Origin of the sequence: Pseudomonas sp. 09C 129 (assembly GCF_002843625.1) — a bacterium.
GTDB lineage: Bacteria > Pseudomonadota > Gammaproteobacteria > Pseudomonadales > Pseudomonadaceae > Aquipseudomonas > Aquipseudomonas chlororaphis.
The window spans coordinates 1,833,313-1,849,652 of sequence record NZ_CP025261.1; the positions used below are offsets into that span (position 1 = coordinate 1,833,313).

Consider the following 16,340-nt stretch of genomic DNA (forward strand, 5'->3'; position numbering starts at 1 on the left):
GAGTGTTTACAACAATGGCAAAAATCGTCGACATCAAAGGTCGTGAAGTTCTCGACTCCCGTGGCAACCCCACCGTCGAAGCGGACGTGCTTCTCGATAACGGCATCATCGGCAGCGCCTGCGCGCCGTCCGGTGCCTCCACCGGCTCGCGTGAAGCGCTGGAGCTGCGTGATGGCGACAAGAGCCGTTACCTGGGCAAGGGCGTACTGAAGGCCGTAGCCAACATCAATGGTCCGATCCGTGACCTGCTGCTGGGTAAAGACCCAAGCGACCAGAAAGCCCTCGACCAGGCAATGATCAAGCTGGACGGTACCGACAACAAGGCCACCCTGGGCGCCAACGCGATCCTCGCCGTTTCCCTGGCCGCGGCCAAGGCAGCAGCACAGGACCAGGACCTGCCGCTGTACGCGCACATCGCCAACCTGAACGGCACACCGGGCGTCTACTCGATGCCAGTGCCGATGATGAACATCATCAACGGTGGCGAGCACGCCGATAACAACGTCGACATCCAGGAATTCATGGTGCAGCCGGTGGGCGCCAAGTCCTTCTCCGAAGGCCTGCGCATGGGCACCGAGATTTTCCATCACCTCAAAGCCGTGCTGAAGGCCCGTGGCCTGAGCACCGCCGTGGGTGACGAAGGTGGTTTCGCGCCGAACCTGGCTTCCAACGAAGACGCCCTGAAAGTGATCTCCGAAGCCGTGGCCAACGCTGGTTACAAGCTGGGCACCGACGTGACCCTGGCTCTGGACTGCGCAGCCAGCGAGTTCTTCGAAGACGGCAAGTACAACCTGTCCGGCGAAGGCCAGGTGTTCACCGCTGAAGGTTTCGCCGACTACCTGAAAGGCCTGACCGAGCGTTACCCGATCATCTCCATCGAAGACGGTCTGGACGAGTCCGACTGGGCTGGCTGGAAGATCCTCACCGACAAGATCGGCGAGAAGACCCAACTGGTGGGCGACGACCTGTTCGTGACCAACACCAAGATCCTGAAAGAAGGCATCGACAAGAAGATCGCCAACTCGATCCTGATCAAGTTCAACCAGATCGGCACCCTGACCGAAACCCTGGAAGCCATCCAGATGGCCAAGGCTGCCGGTTACACCGCAGTGATTTCGCACCGTTCCGGCGAAACCGAAGACTCGACCATTGCCGACCTGGCCGTGGGCACCTCGGCTGGCCAGATCAAGACCGGTTCGCTGTGCCGTTCCGACCGCGTGTCCAAGTACAACCAATTGCTGCGTATCGAAGAGCAATTGAATGGCAAAGCCAAGTACAACGGCCGCAGCGAGTTTCGCGGTTAAGCGGTAGATGGTACAAAGACACCGGATTGGGTCAGAAAAATCGCATCAGCGAGATTTTTGCCACTAATCTGATGCCTTAAGAGCACAAGCCTGGTTCTTCCAGGCTTCGTGCTGTCAGTAGGTTCGAAGTTGTTGGCATGGCTGTCTTTTTTCACTGGATACCCGATATTCGATGCGCAGTCCCAATTGGTTGTTCCTCGTCTTGCTCTTGCTGCTGGCTGGCCTGCAGTACCGCCTCTGGGTGGGGAATGGCAGCTTGGCGCAGGTAACCGACCTGACTCAGCAAATTGCCGATCAGCGCGCTGAAAACGAGCGCTTGCTGGAGCGCAATCGTGTACTCGACGCGGAAGTCATGGAATTGAAGAAAGGCATGGAGACCGTGGAAGAGCGGGCTCGTCATGAACTGGGCATGGTCAAGGAGGGCGAAACCCTCTACCAGTTGGCCCAATGATCCAGTCGTTACCGGCCTTCTGGGCCGTGATTCCTGCCGCGGGCGTCGGTGCCCGCATGGCCGCGGACCGTCCCAAGCAATACTTGCAACTGGGCGGGCGCACTATTCTCGAACACAGCCTCGGCTGTTTCCTCGACCATCCTTGCCTGAAGGGGCTGGTGGTCAGCCTGGCGCTTGACGATCCTTACTGGCCGACCCTGGCCTGTGCCCATGACCCAAGGATCCAGCGGGTCGAAGGCGGTGCGGAGCGTTCCGGATCGGTCCTCAATGCCTTGCTCCATCTGCATGCCCAGGGCGCTGCGGATGAAGACTGGGTGCTGGTTCACGATGCCGCACGGCCGAACCTGTCCCGTGATGACCTGGACAAGCTGCTGAGCGAACTGGCGGATGACCCGGTGGGCGGCCTGCTCGCGGTGCCGGCCCGTGACACCCTGAAGCGGATCGACAAGCACGGACGGGTGCTGGAAACCGTGGACCGCAGCCTGATCTGGCAAGCCTATACGCCGCAGATGTTCCGTCTTGGCGCCTTGCATCGCGCCTTGGCCGACAGCCTGGTGGCGGATGTGGCGATTACCGATGAAGCGTCGGCGATGGAATGGGCCGGCCAGGCGCCACGCCTGATCGAAGGGCGTTCGGACAACCTCAAGGTGACCCGTCCGGAAGACCTGGAGTGGCTGCGCCAGCGTTGGGCCAATCGCCGCTGAGCGTAGCTTTTCGCGGGCCCCTGTAGCCGCTGCCGCAGGCTGCGAACGGCCCGGAACGGGACGCGTTTTTGTAGTCGTCATGTACTTCAAGCCGATCGACCGCGTTGTCCGCTATGACGGGTATTGCGTAGCCGATCGCAGCCTGCCGCAGCGGCTACGGATCAATCCTTGTACTCCGGCCGTTTGGCCAACCCCTCCTTGAGATAGTCCACCAGCTTGCGCACCTTGGGCGACAGATGCCGTTGTTGCGGATACAGCGCCCACACCGCGGTATTCGGCGGCTGATGCGCCTCGAGCAGGGAAATCAGGCTGCCCTGATGCAAATGCTCCAGCACGTAATAATCCGGTAGCTGGCAGAGGCCAACCCCCTGTAGCGCTGCATCCAGCACGGCCTGCCCGCTGTTGCAGCGCCAGTTGCCTTGCACCCGCTGGGAGAACTCGCGGCCGTCCTGCTCCAGCTGCCAGATGTCCGAGCTGCCGATCAGGCAGTTGTGGCGACTCAATTCCGACAGGCTGTGGGGGCGGCCGTAGCGTTCCAGGTAGGACGGCGAGGCGCAGAGGTACATGCGGCGTGGCGCCAGGCGGGTCGCCACCAGTCGTGAGTCCTGCAGGCGACCGAGGCGAATCGCCAGGTCCAGGCCCTCGTGCACCAGGTCCAGGGGCCGGTTGCTCAGTTCGATATCCACCCGCAGTTGCGGATAAAGCCCCATGAAACTGGTGACCAGCGGCACGATAAACCGCTCGCCGTAGGCCACCGCGCAGGTCATGCGCAGCATGCCCTTGGGTTCGCTGGTCAGGTCGCCGACGGCGCGCAATGCCTCTTCGCGCCCGTCCTGCAGGCGCTGGCAATGCTGCAAGAAAGTCTGCCCGGCCTCGGTCAGGGTCACTCGGCGGGTACTGCGATACAGCAGGCGGGTCTGCAGCCGTTCTTCCAGGCGGACGATCTGCCGGCTGATATGGGAAGACGACACCCCGAGGCGCTCCGCGGCGGCAGTGAACTGGCTGCACTCGGCCACGGCGACGAATTCGTCGATGCCTTCCCAGCGGTTCTCGTTCATGGTGATTATCCCTGTACAGCAATAATGTTTTGCTTTTGTCCGGATTATTCATCGTCAGGCGCTGTTTTACACTCCCTGTCTCGTTTTTATTCGCTGGAGACCCAGGATGATCAAGTCGCGCGCTGCCGTTGCCTTCGAGGCCAAGAAACCCCTTGAGATCGTTGAAGTCGATGTCGCCATGCCCAAGGCCGGCGAAGTGTTGTTGCGGGTCGTCGCTTCCGGCGTGTGCCACACCGACGCCTACACCCTGTCCGGGGCCGACCCGGAAGGCATCTTCCCGTCGATCCTCGGTCACGAAGGCGGTGCCGTGGTCGAGGCCATCGGCGAGGGCGTGACCTCGGTGGCCGTGGGCGATCATGTGATCCCGCTGTACACCCCGGAATGCGGCAAGTGCAAATTCTGCCTGTCGGGCAAGACCAACCTGTGCCAGGCGATCCGCGCCACCCAGGGCAAGGGCCTGATGCCGGACGGCACCACCCGTTTCTCCTATAAAGGCCAGCCGATTTTCCACTACATGGGCACCTCGACCTTTTCCGAGTACACCGTGTTGCCGGAAATCTCGGTAGCCAAGATCCCTAAAGAAGCGCCTCTGGAAAAAGTCTGCCTGTTGGGTTGCGGCGTCACCACCGGGATCGGTGCGGTGATCAATACCGCCAAGGTCAAGGCCGGCGATACCGTGGCGATCTTCGGTCTGGGCGGCATCGGCCTGTCGGCGGTGATCGGTGCCGTGAAAGCCAAGGCTGGCCGGATCATCGCCATCGACATCAACCCGGCCAAGTTCGAGATCGCCAAGCAGCTGGGCGCCACCGATTGCGTGAACCCGAAAGACTTCGACCGGCCGATCCAGGAGGTCATCGTCGACATGACCGACGGCGGCGTGGACTTCTCCTTCGAATGCATCGGCAACGTGCAACTGATGCGTGCCGCACTGGAGTGCTGCCACAAGGGCTGGGGCGAGTCGGTGATCATCGGCGTGGCCGGTGCCGGCCAGGAAATCTCCACCCGTCCGTTCCAGCTGGTTACCGGTCGCGTCTGGCGCGGTTCGGCGTTCGGTGGCGTGCGTGGTCGCTCCGAGTTGCCAAGCTATGTGGAAATGGCCCAGAGCGGCGAAATCCCGTTGGATACCTTCATCACCCACACCATGGGGCTGGAGGACATCAACAAGGCCTTCGACCTGATGCATGAAGGCAAGAGCATCCGTACCGTCATTCATTTCTAAGGAGCAGTGGCAAGCTGCAAGCCGGAAGCTGCAAGAGCGATCACCGCCAACTTGCAGCTTGAAGCTTGAAGCCTGCGGCTGAAATGCCCATGAGTCTGGAAAACCTGTCCTGCCAGAAAAGCTTCGGCGGCTGGCACAAACGCTACAAGCATCATTCCGAGGTGCTGGGCTGCGACATGGTGTTCGCCGTGTACCTGCCGCCGCAGGCGGAGCAGGGCGGCAAGCTGCCGGTGCTGTACTGGTTGTCCGGCCTGACCTGCACCGACGAGAACTTTATGCAAAAGGCCGGTGCCCAGCGTCTGGCCGCCGAGCTGGGGTTGATCATTGTCGCGCCGGATACCAGCCCGCGTGGCCCTGGCGTGCCGGGCGACCCGGATGGCGCCTGGGACTTCGGCCTGGGGGCCGGGTTCTATCTGAATGCCACCCAGCAGCCCTGGGCCGAGCATTACCGCATGCATGACTATGTAGTGCAGGAGCTGCCGGCATTGGTCGAGGCGCATTTCCCGGCCTCGGACAAGCGCGGCATCAGCGGGCACTCCATGGGCGGCCACGGTGCTCTGGTCTGCGCGTTGCGCAATCCGGGGCGCTACCAGTCGGTGTCGGCCTTCGCACCGATCAGCAACCCGATGGATTGCCCATGGGGGCAGAAAGCCTTTTCCCGTTACCTGGGCGAAGAGCGCTCCCGTTGGCGCGAATGGGATGCCAGCGTGCTGATCCAGGAAGCCAGTGAAAAGCTGCCGTTGCTGGTGGACCAGGGCGATCGTGACGATTTCCTGGCCAATCAGCTCAAGCCCGAAGTGCTGCAACAGGCGGCGAAAGCCGCCGGTCATCCACTGACGTTGCGCCTGCAACCCGGCTACGACCACAGCTATTTCTTCATCGCCAGTTTCATTGGCGACCACCTGCAGCATCATGCGCGCGCTCTGAGCGGCTAATGTCCGCCAAAGCAGGTAGAATCACGCCCTGACTCAATCAGGGCGTTTTTTTATGCGTATTGGCCACGGCTACGATGTGCACCGTTTCGCTGAAGGCGATTTCATCACTCTGGGCGGTGTGCGTATTGCACACATCTTCGGGCTGCTCGCCCACTCCGACGGCGACGTGCTGTTGCATGCTCTGAGCGATGCCTTGCTGGGTGCTGCCGCACTGGGCGACATCGGCAAACATTTCCCGGACACCGATCCGCAGTTCAAGGGCGCCGACAGCCGTGCGCTGTTGCGTCATGTCGTCGCACTGATCCATGCCAAGGGCTGGAAGGTCGGCAACGTCGATAACACCATCGTGGCCCAGGCGCCGAAGATGGCTCCCCATATTGAAACGATGCGCGCGCTGATTGCCGCGGATCTGCAAGTCGAGTTGGATCAAGTGAACGTCAAGGCCACCACCACCGAAAAGCTCGGCTTCGTCGGGCGCGAAGAAGGCATCGCCGTGCATTCCGTTGCCTTGTTGCTGCGCGCATGAACGAACTGCAACTGTTGGGCCCGCGGGCCTATGGCCAAGCCCTGGGTAGTGCGGTATTGAAGGCCACGGCCGAAGACTTCCAGGTCGACGAAGTTCTGGACATTCCCCTGACCGGCGAAGGCGAACACCTGTGGTTGTGGGTGGAAAAGCGCGGCCTGAACACCGAAGAAGCGGCGCGGCGGATTGCCAAGGCCGCGGGTGTGCCGTTGCGCACCGTCAGCTATGCCGGCTTGAAGGATCGCCAGGCGCTGACCCGGCAGTGGTTCAGCATCCAACTGCCTGGCAAGGCGGATCCCGATCTGTCGGCGGCTGAAAACGACACGCTGAAGATCCTCAAGCTGACCCGCCACAAGCGCAAGCTGCAACGCGGCGCCCATGCGGCCAACGGCTTTACCCTGCGCCTGACCGAATTGAAGGCAGACAAGGCGGGGATCGAGGAGCGCCTGCAATCGATCGTCAAACACGGCATCCCCAATTATTTCGGCGCCCAGCGTTTTGGCCATAACGGCGGTAATCTGGTCGATGCCCGCGATTGGGCCGCCCGCAAGGCCTTGCCGGAGCAGCGCAATGTACGTTCGCGGCTGCTTTCCACCGCGCGCAGCTATCTGTTCAACCGGGTGCTGGCGGCGCGCGTGGCCGATGGCAGCTGGCAACGGGCCCAGGTCGGCGACCTGCTGGCCTTCACCGACAGCCGCAGTTTTTTCCCGGCCGGCGAAGCCGAATGCAGCGATCCGCGCCTGGCCATCCTCGACTTGCACCCGACCGGCCCGCAGTGGGGCGAAGGCGAATCGCCTGCCGCCGGGGCGACCCAGCTGCTGGAACAGCAGGTGGCTGCCGACGAAGCGGATCTGCGCGATTGGTTGATTAAAGCCGGAATGAGCCACGAACGTCGCATCCTGCGGCTGCCCATTGGCGGGTTGACGTGGCATTATCCCGAGCCTGACATTCTGCAACTGGAATTCGTCCTGCCGGCCGGATGCTTCGCCACCGTATTGGTGCGTGAACTCGTCGATCTGGTGCCGGTGGGGCAGACGGACAGCCCATGCGTATTCTGATTTCTAACGACGATGGTGTAACAGCACCCGGTCTCGCCGCGCTTCATGCTGCGCTGGCGGATTACGCCGAGTGCGTGGTGATTGCCCCGGACCAGGACAAAAGCGGCGCCAGCAGCTCGCTGACGCTGGATCGGCCGTTGCACCCGCACACCTTGAGTAACGGTTTCATCAGTATCAATGGCACCCCCACCGATTGCGTGCACCTGGGCCTCAACGGGCTGCTGGAGCGCGATCCGGACATGGTCGTGTCCGGAATCAACCTCGGGGCGAACCTGGGTGACGACGTGCTGTATTCCGGCACCGTCGCCGCAGCCCTGGAAGGGCGTTTCCTGAACCTGCCGGCGTTTGCCTTTTCGTTCGTTTCGCGTCAGGTGGATAACCTGCCGACGGCTGCCTATTTCGCCCGCAAACTGGTCGAGGCCCACGGGCAGCTGGATCTGCCACCACGTACCGTGCTGAACGTGAACATCCCCAATCTGCCCCTTGATCATATTCGCGGCATTCAGCTGACCCGCCTGGGCCATCGCGCCCGGGCGGCGGCGCCGATGAAGACGGTCGACCCGCGCGGCAAGGCCGGTTATTGGATCGCCGCAGCAGGGGACGCCGAGGACGGTGGCCCGGGTACGGACTTCCACGCCATCATGCAGGGCTATGTCTCGATCACGCCGTTGCAGCTCGATCGCACCTTCAATGATGCCTTCAGAAGTCTTGATGGCTGGCTGGAGGGGCTGCGCTGATGGCTCGCGAACAGGACGATTTGTTGCGTCGCGGTATCGGGATGACTTCCCAGCGTACCCGCGAACGCCTGATCCAGCGTCTTTACGATGAAGGCCTGTCCAACGCCCAGGTACTGGAAGTCATTCGGCGTACACCGCGGCATCTGTTCGTCGACGAGGCCCTGGCGCATCGCGCCTATGAAGACACGGCCCTGCCGATCGGGCACAACCAGACGATCTCGCAGCCTTATATGGTGGCGCGCATGAGCGAGTTGCTGCTGGCGGCTGGCCCGTTGGACAAGGTGCTGGAGATCGGCACCGGGTCGGGTTACCAGACAGCGGTATTGTCGCAACTGGTGGAGCGGGTGTTCTCGGTCGAGCGCATCAAGGTGTTGCAGGATCGGGCCAAGGAGCGTCTGGTCGAGCTGAACCTGCGCAACGTGGTATTCCGCTGGGGCGACGGCTGGGAGGGCTGGCCGGCGCTGGCGCCGTACAACGGGATCATCGTGACGGCGGTCGCCACCGATATCCCCCAGGCCCTGCTGGACCAATTGGCGCCCGGTGGCCGGATGGTGATTCCAGTCGGTGCCGGCGAAGTGCAGCAACTGATGCTGGTCATTCGTGAGGAGCAGGGGTTTTCACGGCAGGTTCTCGGCTCGGTTCGCTTCGTTCCCTTGCTCAACGGGCCATTGGCCTGAGCATTTGTTTGGAACGGGTGAATTCTGTTTGATCGGCTTGGTCTTACAGCTTGATCAATCGGTTAAGTAACCTTGAACCCTGATCGATATGCTGGTGCCTGCCGATTTCGCTTTGCCGGGAATAAAGCGTGGGTAGCCGGTTATACTTGCGACATTTCATGCCTGAGCCAGGCACTAATTATCTTCAACCACCACAAAGGGAGCGGCGGGTGAGTCTCACAGTCATTGCGCAGCGTATGGGTACAACAAGCTTTCAGCGACTGGTGATTGGCCTTGTCTTGAGTTCTCTGTTGGTCGGCTGTTCGAGCAATAAGTCGAGCAGCGCCCGGGTCGTCGATCGCACCAGCGCGGTACCGCAGCGCCCGACGGTGACCACGGGGCAATACACGGTTCGTCGCGGCGACACCCTGTTCTCCATCGCCTTCCGTTATGGCTGGGACTACAAGGCCCTGGCCGCGCGCAACAATATTGCCGAGCCGTATACCATTCACCCGGGGCAGACCATCCGCTTCGACGGCCGCTCGGGTTCGGCCCCGACAGCCGTGGTTACAAAGTCGGCTTCCAGTGCATCTTCTTCAAGTAAAACCACGGTAATTCGTCGTCCGGCAGGGGCCGCGCCAACGATTGCGAGCCAGCCCGCGCCGGCTCCATTACCGCCTGCAGGCCCCGCGCCAAAGGGCTGGGGCTGGCCTGCGAACGGTATTCTGATTGGAAAATTCTCTTCAAACGGTAGTTTGAATAAAGGCATTGATATCGCCGGGGATTTGGGACAGCCTGTTTTAGCTGCGTCTGATGGGACGGTGGTTTACGCCGGGAGTGGCTTAAGGGGCTACGGCGAACTGGTCATCATCAAACACAGCGATACCTACGTCAGTGCTTACGGCCACAGCCGTAGGCTGTTGGTTCGGGAGGGGCAGCAGGTCAAAGTCGGACAGACAATTGCCGAAATGGGATCAACTGGTACAGACCGGGTGAAACTGCACTTTGAGATTCGCCGACAAGGTAAACCTGTAGATCCGCTGCAATTCCTGCCACGTCGTTGATCCGTTACCAAGCCTGTTCCGTCACGTAGAGGGAACAGGTTCCAGCGTTGCCAAGGATAAAGGCGTCGCTTGAGCCTGAGGTCGAACTCACCAAAGGACTATAACAATGGCTCTCAGTAAAGAAGTGCCGGAGTTTGACATCGACGATGAAGTTCTCCTTATGGAGACGGATATCGCCACTGATTCGATGTCGAATGAGGGATCTGCTGTACCTTCAGTTCGTGCCAAATCCAAACACTCCGCTTCATTGAAACAACACAAATACATTGATTACACGCGAGCGCTCGACGCGACGCAGCTGTATCTCAATGAAATCGGCTTTTCCCCATTGCTCTCTCCGGAAGAAGAAGTTCATTTTGCGCGTCTGTCGCAAAGTGGCGATCCGGCCGGGCGCAAGCGCATGATTGAAAGCAACCTGCGTCTGGTGGTGAAAATCGCCCGACGTTATGTCAATCGTGGGCTTTCGCTGCTGGACCTGATCGAAGAGGGCAACCTCGGTCTGATCCGGGCGGTGGAGAAGTTCGATCCGGAGCGCGGTTTCCGCTTCTCGACCTATGCCACCTGGTGGATCCGTCAAACCATCGAACGGGCAATCATGAACCAGACCCGGACTATCCGGCTGCCGATTCATGTGGTCAAAGAGCTCAACGTCTACCTGCGGGCAGCACGGGAGCTGACACAGAAACTCGACCATGAACCCTCCCCTGAAGAAATCGCCAACCTGCTGGAGAAACCGGTAGGTGAGGTCAAGCGCATGCTGGGCTTGAACGAGCGGGTTTCTTCAGTCGACGTCTCGCTGGGTCCGGATTCGGATAAAACCCTGCTGGACACCCTCACCGACGATCGTCCTACCGATCCGTGCGAGCTGCTGCAGGATGACGACCTGTCGCAAAGCATCGATCAGTGGCTTTCCGAATTGACCGACAAGCAGCGTGAAGTGGTGGTTCGCCGCTTCGGCTTGCGCGGCCACGAGAGCAGCACCCTGGAAGATGTGGGCCTGGAGATCGGGCTTACCCGAGAGCGGGTACGCCAGATCCAGGTCGAAGGTCTCAAGCGTCTGCGTGAGATCCTCGAGAAGAACGGCCTCTCCAGCGAGTCGCTGTTCCAGTAACGGCACGAGCGATCCTGCCGTGAAAAGCCCCGACACGTTCGGGGCTTTTTATTGGGTAATAGATAGGAGTCAGATGAAATACGCAGGCGCCTGTTCAATAGCTGAACGAGCATGTAAGTAAAGGCTGACTCTTTCGTAAGTGTTCGGTTTTTATGCAGTATGAAAGTTGTCTGTTTGATCTGAGGTTTTTAGTTATCTTGTTGATTTATAAAAACTTATTTTAATGCTTAGAACAGTCTTCGACACGTTTTCTACCTGTCAGTGCCATTGCTCTGTCATGGAAACTCTCTAATATCAGCCCTGTGTCAACGGATAGACACAGCCATCAAGGATGATGGTCAGGACATCGCAGGACGCGATTCATCAGGACGATGAAAAGGAACACAGGGACTAGGGAAAAAAGGTGGGCGGGTCATACCGCCCCTTTTTTTGCCTGCGTAAAAGTGAATCCGGAACAGCAAAAAGGCCCGCAACGGGCCTTTTTGGGGAACGCGAGGTAATCAGCGTTCGAGATCCTTGATCTTGCCTTTGACGCCATCCCACTCTTCGGCATCGGGCAGGGAATCTTTCTTTTCAGTGATGTTGGGCCAGATCTCGGCCAGCTCAACGTTCAACTGAATGAATTCCTGCATCTCTTCTGGAACTTCGTCCTCGGAGAAGATCGCTACAGCGGGGCATTCAGGCTCGCACAGCGCGCAATCAATGCACTCATCCGGGTGAATCACCAGGAAGTTCGGGCCTTCGTAAAAGCAGTCCACCGGACAGACTTCTACGCAGTCGGTGTACTTGCACTTGATGCAGTTGTCGGTGACGACGAAGGTCATTTCTAATTCTCTCCTCAGGCGGCGGCAGCGGAGCCCCTTCAGGACGGGGTCGCCAGGTTCGGGAGCGATAGTCTGCGGACCAGGCTAATAGTCCGCAGCATCCCAAACCGCGCGAGATTCTAACAGCTTGAAAGCATCAGCGTTAGATGCGTGTCTTCAATGTATAGAGCATTTCCAGTGCCTTGCGCGGGGTCATGTCGTCCAGATCGAGCTTGGCCAAGTCATCGAGTACCGGGTGCGGCAGGCTGGCGAACATGTCGCTTTGCTGCGGGACCGAAGGCTTGCCCGCTACCGGAGACGGCGCTTCATGGGGCAGGCTGGTGGTTTCCAGGCGACTCAGGTGCTCGCGGGCACGGACGATGACATCGCTCGGAACCCCCGCCAGCTGGGCCACGGCCAGGCCATAGCTCTGGCTGGCAGGACCTGGCAGCACGTGGTGCAGGAACACGATGCGTTCGTTGTGCTCGGTGGCATTGAGGTGCACGTTGGCCACCAGCGGTTCATTTTCCGGCAGGACGGTGAGCTCGAAGTAGTGGGTGGCGAACAGGGTGTACGCCCGCAGCTGGGCGAGACGTTCTGCCGCAGCCCAGGCCAGGGACAGACCATCGAAGGTACTGGTGCCGCGACCCACTTCGTCCATCAGCACCAGGCTGCGCTCGGTAGCGTTATGCAGGATGTTGGCGGTTTCGCTCATTTCCACCATGAAGGTGGAACGGCCGCCGGCCAGGTCATCGCTGGAGCCGATCCGGGTAAAGATCCGGTCCACCAGGGACAGCTCGCAGCTCGCTGCCGGCACGAAGCTGCCGATATGGGCCAGCAGCACGATCAGCGCGGTTTGCCGCATATAAGTGGACTTACCACCCATGTTCGGGCCGGTGATCACCAACATCCGGGTCTGATCGTCGAGGCTCAGGTCGTTGGCCACGAACGGCGTGGTCAGGACCTGCTCGACCACCGGGTGGCGACCCTGGGTGATGCGCATGCACGGCTCGCTGACGAAGCGCGGGCAATTGAGGTCGAGATTCAGCGCTCGCTCGGCCAGGTTGCTCAGCACGTCCAGCTCAGCCAGCGCCCCCGCGGTGTCCTGCAACGGCGGCAGGTGACCGATCAGGGTCTCCAGCAAGGCTTCGTAGAGCATCTTCTCGCGGGCCAGGGCGCGGCTCTTGGCGGATAGCGCCTTATCCTCGAAGGCCTTGAGCTCCGGAGTGATGAAGCGTTCGGCGCCCTTGAGGGTCTGGCGGCGGATGTAGTCCGCCGGGGCCTGTTCCGCCTGTTTGCTTGGCAATTCGATGAAGTAGCCGTGAATCCGGTTGTAGCCGACTTTCAGGTTGGCCAGGCCGGTACGGGCCTTTTCCCGGGCTTCCAGGTCGATAAGGAACTGGCCGGCGTTTTCGCTCAGCGATTGCAGTTCGTCCAGCTCGGCGTCGTAACCGGTCTTCAGTACGCCGCCATCGCGGATCACCGCCGGCGGGTTGTCGATGATGGCTTTCTCCAGCAGCGCGGCCAGTTCCGGGTAAGTGCTGGTGGTCACAGCCAGTTGGCTCAGGTGCTCGGCCTCGAGTTCGGTCATCGCCACTTGCAGTTCCGGCAGCGCCGCCAGGGCATCGCGCAGGCGCGCCAGGTCGCGGGGGCGGGCGTTGCGCAGGCCGATACGGGCGAGGATCCGCTCGATGTCGCCGATCTCCTTGAGCTGCGGTTGCAGCCTTTCGAAACGGTAACCGTCCAGCAGGCAGCCAATCGAAGTCTGTCGCGCCTGCAAGACTTTCAAGTCGCGTAGCGGGCGGTTCAGCCAGCGGGTCAGCAGGCGGCTGCCCATGGCGGTCTGGCAACGGTCGACCACCGACTGCAGGGTATTGTCGCGGCCGCCGGCGAGGTTGGTGTCCAGCTCCAGGTTGCGCCGGCTGGCGCCGTCGAGCACCACAGTGTCGTCCAGGCGCTCGTGACGCAGGCTGCGCAGGTGGGGCAGGGCGGTGCGCTGGGTTTCCTTGGCATAGCTCAGCAGGCAGCCGGCGGCGCCGATGGCCAGGGTCAGGTTCTCGCAGCCGAAACCCTTGAGGTCCTGGGTGGAGAACTGCTGGCACAGGCTCTTGTGGGCCGAGTCGCGTTCGAAGTCCCAAGGCGCGCGACGGCGCACGCCACGGCGTTTTTCCGCCGGCAGGCCTTGTGGCCAGTCGTCCGGGATCAGCAGTTCCACCGGGTTGATGCGTTCCAGCTCGGCCAGCAGGTTTTCCCAGCCCTTGATTTCCAGGACCGTGAAATTGCCGCTGGTGATGTCCAGCACCGCAAGGCCGAACAGGCGCTCGTCGCCCAGCACCGCCGCGATCAGGTTATCCCGGCGTTCGTCGAGCAGGGCCTCGTCGCTGACGGTCCCCGGGGTGATGATCCGCACCACCTGGCGCTCCACCGGGCCCTTGCTGGTGGCCGGGTCGCCGACCTGTTCGCAGATCACCACCGACTCGCCGAGCTTCACTAGCTTGGCCAGGTAACCTTCGGCGGCGTGATAAGGAATCCCGCACATCGGAATCGCCTGGCCAGCCGACTGCCCGCGCGCGGTCAGGGTGATGTCCAGCAACTTGGCGGCCTTCTTCGCGTCTTCATAGAAGATTTCGTAGAAGTCGCCCATGCGATAGAACATCAGCTGGTCGGGGTGCTGGTTCTTGAGGCGCCAGTACTGCTGCATCATCGGCGTGTGGGAGGACAGATCGGTGAGCGCTTTATTCATCGGGTCGTCAGGTTGATTCGTTGAAAGGGTGGGCAAAAGCAGAGGGCATGGGCCCGGCTTTTTCGCGATGGGCGCAAGGTTACCATGGGCGGTCCGACCTTCGCAGGGATGAACCCGGTAGGATTTCGGGTGTTTTATGCATAGATATGCATTTTAGCATTTGCCGTCGGCGAAAATAACCCGCAATATGCGCGTTATGCAAAAGCGCAACGTTTCTACCGTCTTAAGAGAGCTGCTCGATCGCGATGGCATTTCCCCCACGGAACTCCATCGGCGTACCGGTGTGCCTCAATCCACCCTTTCGCGGATCCTCAGCGGCAAGATTGTCGATCCTTCGGACAAACACATCTCGCGGATCGCCGAGTACTTCCTGGTGAGCACCGATCAACTGCGCGGACGCGCGGCTGTCGCTCCTGCCCGGTCGGCCGATCCGCATTCGGAACTCAAGGACATAAGTCTGTGGGACGACGATACCCCCGTCGATGACGACGAGGTGTCGGTCCCCTTTCTTCGCGAGGTTGAATTGGCTGCGGGATCAGGAAGATTCGTCATCGAGGAAAGCGAGCGCTCCAGCCTGCGCTTCGGCAAGCGCAGCCTGCGGCACAATGGCGTGCAGTTCGACCAGGCCAAATGCGTGACGGTCCGCGGCAACAGCATGCTGCCGGTGCTGCGCGACGGCGCCACGGTGGGGGTCAATGCCGGCAAGTGCGGTATCGGCGACATCATCGACGGCGACCTGTATGCCATCAACCACAACGGCCAGCTGCGGGTGAAGCAGCTCTATCGCCTGCCTTCCGGTATTCGCCTGCGTAGCTTCAACCGCGACGAACACCCGGATGAGGACTACAGCTTCCAGGAAATGCAGGAAGAGCAGATCGTCATCCTCGGTCACGTTTTCTGGTGGGGCATGTACGCCCGTTAACCGCAGCCCATAACGCCAAAGCCCGCCATCGAGCGGGCTTTTTTGTGCCCCGAGGAAAACCCTCCACGCCTTTATTTATGCGGTGCTCATGCGCAGGTGCATTTTCCGCGCATAAATAAATGCATTTGTGCATTGACTGTATATGCACTCATGCATATTATTCGTTCCAAGCCGCCCGACAGCGGCGAGCAACACCGCTCTTTAGTGGCAAAAGCAAAGGCAGCGATGAACCGGCCTCGACGGTTCAGAGGGTTGGCAACTGACCCGGGTGTGCAGCGTAAAGCACCGTGAACAGTTATCCGGCGGGCAGGGACCGCGGTCGGAGGAACAATTTGAATGGACTCGTACCGCGCCAGTAGCGCCGAAAAGTCAGTTTCCTTTTCGTTTAGCCACTTAAAGGAAAGCGAAGGACCGCATTACTGAAAAGCCCGGGCGACCGGGCTTTTTGGAATGCCTACCTACCGTGGGCCATGCCGGGATATGCACCGTTGATACACAAGCCAATTGATTACCGGGCCAGCGCATTGGCCTTTTCCACTCAGGAGGAGTGACATGACAAACGAGCAACAAGCGTTGCTGGACATGCCCATCTGGCTTGTCATCGTCCTTGCCCTGGTGGGTGGGGTGTCCGGCGAAATGTGGCGCGCCGACAAGGAGGGCGCCCGCGGCTGGTTGCTGCTGCGGCGCCTGGCCCTGCGCTCCGGGGCCTGCGTGATCTGCGGGGTCTCGACCATCATGCTGCTGTACGCCGCCGGCGTATCGATCTGGACCGCCGGCGCCTTCGGTTGCCTGACCGCCATGGCGGGCGCCGATGTGGCCATCGGGCTCTACGAGCGCTGGGCGGCCAAGCGACTCGGTGTGTGTGAGGTGCCGCCCAAGGATCCCCGTTCGGACTCCTGAATAACGACCAAAACAGATCGTCGATTCATTGAGTCGACGCTGCCGTGATACCCGCCTGACGCAGGACGCGTACTCGTATTGAACGAGCTCAATCGGTCCTCCCGGCAGGGAGGCGCCAGATACGGCCCAGCGCCTTACACCCATCCGTTTCA

16 protein-coding genes are annotated in these 16,340 nt (G+C 60.7%); 13 read left to right on the top strand and 3 right to left on the bottom strand.

The window, feature by feature from the left end:
* The first annotated feature begins 14 nt into the window (after positions 1-14).
* From eno to ispD, 3 genes are all read left to right on the top strand, one after another.
* On the top strand, positions 15-1,304 hold the full coding sequence (gene eno / locus CXQ81_RS08360; RefSeq protein WP_009042397.1) for a phosphopyruvate hydratase: 1,290 nt from the start codon (positions 15-17) through the stop codon (positions 1,302-1,304).
* 172 nt (positions 1,305-1,476) lie between these two features.
* A complete protein-coding gene (gene ftsB / locus CXQ81_RS08365) occupies positions 1,477-1,755 on the top strand; it encodes a cell division protein FtsB (protein ID WP_007924039.1) in 279 nt (92 codons plus the stop codon).
* Entirely contained in the window at positions 1,752-2,459 is a 708-nt protein-coding gene (ispD, locus tag CXQ81_RS08370; RefSeq protein WP_053259806.1) for a 2-C-methyl-D-erythritol 4-phosphate cytidylyltransferase, read from the top strand. Before ftsB ends, ispD begins: the two co-directional genes overlap by 4 nt.
* A gap of 161 nt (positions 2,460-2,620) precedes the next feature.
* On the opposite strand, the gene CXQ81_RS08375 is transcribed toward ispD, so the two are convergent.
* Positions 2,621-3,517, bottom strand: a complete 897-nt coding sequence (locus CXQ81_RS08375) for a LysR substrate-binding domain-containing protein (RefSeq protein WP_007924036.1) — start codon at positions 3,515-3,517, stop codon at positions 2,621-2,623.
* A gap of 106 nt (positions 3,518-3,623) precedes the next feature.
* On the opposite strand from CXQ81_RS08375, the gene CXQ81_RS08380 reads away from it, so the two are divergent.
* From CXQ81_RS08380 to rpoS, 8 genes are all read left to right on the top strand, one after another.
* Positions 3,624-4,736, top strand: a complete 1,113-nt coding sequence (locus CXQ81_RS08380) for an S-(hydroxymethyl)glutathione dehydrogenase/class III alcohol dehydrogenase (RefSeq protein WP_007924035.1) — start codon at positions 3,624-3,626, stop codon at positions 4,734-4,736.
* Between the two features lie 83 nt (positions 4,737-4,819).
* Positions 4,820-5,671, top strand: coding sequence for an S-formylglutathione hydrolase (gene fghA, locus CXQ81_RS08385; RefSeq protein ID WP_162094495.1), 852 nt, complete (start codon positions 4,820-4,822; stop codon positions 5,669-5,671).
* A gap of 52 nt (positions 5,672-5,723) precedes the next feature.
* Positions 5,724-6,197 (top strand): 2-C-methyl-D-erythritol 2,4-cyclodiphosphate synthase, encoded by a 474-nt coding sequence (gene ispF, locus CXQ81_RS08390; protein WP_101336969.1) that lies wholly within the window; start codon positions 5,724-5,726, stop codon positions 6,195-6,197.
* Positions 6,194-7,252, top strand: coding sequence for a tRNA pseudouridine(13) synthase TruD (gene truD, locus CXQ81_RS08395; protein WP_101336970.1), 1,059 nt, complete (start codon positions 6,194-6,196; stop codon positions 7,250-7,252). The genes ispF and truD overlap by 4 nt, the downstream gene beginning before the upstream one ends.
* On the top strand, positions 7,240-7,989 hold the full coding sequence (surE, locus tag CXQ81_RS08400; protein ID WP_007924030.1) for a 5'/3'-nucleotidase SurE: 750 nt from the start codon (positions 7,240-7,242) through the stop codon (positions 7,987-7,989). Before truD ends, surE begins: the two co-directional genes overlap by 13 nt.
* 41 nt (positions 7,990-8,030) lie before the next feature.
* The gene (locus tag CXQ81_RS08405; protein WP_172963011.1) at positions 8,031-8,666 is read left to right on the top strand and encodes a protein-L-isoaspartate(D-aspartate) O-methyltransferase; all 636 of its coding nucleotides are present in this window, start codon (positions 8,031-8,033) and stop codon (positions 8,664-8,666) included.
* A 209-nt stretch (positions 8,667-8,875) separates the two neighbouring features.
* A complete protein-coding gene (locus CXQ81_RS08410) occupies positions 8,876-9,709 on the top strand; it encodes a peptidoglycan DD-metalloendopeptidase family protein (RefSeq protein ID WP_007924027.1) in 834 nt (277 codons plus the stop codon).
* 106 nt (positions 9,710-9,815) lie between these two features.
* Positions 9,816-10,820, top strand: a complete 1,005-nt coding sequence (rpoS, locus tag CXQ81_RS08415) for an RNA polymerase sigma factor RpoS (RefSeq protein WP_007924026.1) — start codon at positions 9,816-9,818, stop codon at positions 10,818-10,820.
* 500 nt (positions 10,821-11,320) lie between these two features.
* Here rpoS and fdxA read toward each other — a convergent pair whose 3' ends face one another.
* Both fdxA and mutS read right to left on the bottom strand, forming a co-directional pair.
* A complete protein-coding gene (gene fdxA, locus CXQ81_RS08420) occupies positions 11,321-11,644 on the bottom strand; it encodes a ferredoxin FdxA (protein WP_007924025.1) in 324 nt (107 codons plus the stop codon).
* 142 nt (positions 11,645-11,786) lie between these two features.
* Positions 11,787-14,366, bottom strand: a complete 2,580-nt coding sequence (gene mutS / locus CXQ81_RS08425) for a DNA mismatch repair protein MutS (protein ID WP_009042404.1) — start codon at positions 14,364-14,366, stop codon at positions 11,787-11,789.
* A 187-nt stretch (positions 14,367-14,553) separates the two neighbouring features.
* Here mutS and CXQ81_RS08430 point away from each other — a divergent pair, with 187 nt between their 5' ends.
* Together CXQ81_RS08430 and CXQ81_RS08435 are read left to right on the top strand one after the other, a co-directional pair.
* Positions 14,554-15,288: an XRE family transcriptional regulator gene (locus CXQ81_RS08430; RefSeq protein ID WP_178081051.1), complete on the top strand. Its 735-nt coding sequence runs from the start codon at positions 14,554-14,556 to the stop codon at positions 15,286-15,288.
* 552 nt (positions 15,289-15,840) lie between these two features.
* Positions 15,841-16,188 carry a phage holin family protein gene (locus tag CXQ81_RS08435; protein ID WP_009047293.1) on the top strand — a complete coding sequence of 116 codons (348 nt, stop codon included), beginning with the start codon at positions 15,841-15,843 and terminating at the stop codon, positions 16,186-16,188.
* Positions 16,189-16,340: the final 152 nt, after the last annotated feature.